We start from the raw sequence: 1,321 nt of genomic DNA, 5'->3' as shown, positions 1-1,321 counted from the left end.
TCGCTCCACGGTGTCGGGTCCGCGTACGTCCGAGCGCCGTGGACCAAGCCGGCGGGGCAATGGCGATGTTCAGGCGGGCTCGGGCGGGCTGGCGGCGGGCGGGGACATTACCGACAGCGCCATCGGAGACGACAGCCAGCGATGACTGAACCGCGTTGGCCCTGGCGCCGCAAAGCACGCTCCACCGGCCCTGACCAGGACACCGGCACCCCGGCCCGTTCCAGCCCGCAGACGAACCCCCCTGTGCCGGATGTCGCTGGTGAGCGGGGAGGCGAGCTGCGCGAGGTGACCGTGGAAGGCGGCGGCATCGGGGTCGGCGGAAACATCGAGGGTAGCGCGCTCGGAGACCACAGCCAGGTCATCAACATCAAGGAACAGCACATCCACCAGCCCTCCGGCAACGAGGCGGAGGTGTCGTGGCCGGTGGAGGTCGGACCAGTGCCGATCCTGGCCTCAGCGTTCCAGCCACGGACCGCGCTGCGCGAGAAGGTCGGCGCCGCCCGTATGGGCGGCGGGGCGGTGGTGCTGACCCAGGTGCTCTCCGGCGGAGGCGGGGTCGGCAAGACCCAACTGGCCGCCGCCTGTGCCACCGATGCCCTGGCCGAGGGCGCCGGCCTGGTGGTGTGGGCTGCGGCTGGCGAGGTGCAGCAGGTGATCACTCAGTACGCGCAGGCCGCCGCCCGTATCCGCGTGCCGGACGCACACGGGCTGGACAAGGAGGCTGATGCCCGCGCCTTCCTGGCGTGGCTGGCCACTACGCCACGGCGGTGGCTGGTGGTGCTGGACGACATCACCGACCCGGCCGTCATGGACCAGTGGTGGCCCGTCAGTCGCACCGGCACCGGCTGGGTACTGGCCACCACCCGCCTGCACGACGCCCGCCTGACCGGCGGCGGACGCACCCGCATCACCATCGACGTCTACACGCCCGAAGAAGCCGACGCCTACCTGCGCACCCGCCTGACAGGCGACGACATGGCCCACCTGATCGATGACCGCGCCCGAGCCCTTGCCCAGGCTCTGGGCTACCTGCCGCTCGCCCTGAGCCACGCCGCCGCCTACATGATCAACAAAGAACTGACCTGCGCCGCCTACCTGGATCTCTTTGCCGACCGGCGGACCCGTCTGGAGCAAGCGCTGCCGGAAACAGCCGACACCGAAGGCTACGGACGCCAGATCACCACCACCCTGCTGCTATCCCTGGATGCCGCCCAAGCCTCCGACCCCGCAGGCTTCGCCGTCCCCGCCCTGCGCCTTGCCGCCCTCCTCGACCCTGCCGGCCACCCGCACGCCCTGTGGAGCACCCCGCCCATCCTCAACT

The 1,321-nt window shown here is 71.1% G+C and carries 1 protein-coding gene; it reads left to right on the top strand.

Translation table 11 applies throughout. The features are described from left to right. Positions 1-243: 243 nt before the first annotated feature. On the top strand, positions 244-1,321 hold a 1,078-nt coding region (locus K6I33_RS35070; RefSeq protein ID WP_308297373.1), incomplete at its 3' end, for an NB-ARC domain-containing protein.

Source organism: Streptomyces sp. UNOB3_S3, assembly GCF_020740895.1.
Classification (GTDB): Bacteria; Actinomycetota; Actinomycetes; order Streptomycetales; family Streptomycetaceae; genus Streptomyces.
This window is presented reverse-complemented; position numbering and strand designations above follow the sequence as displayed.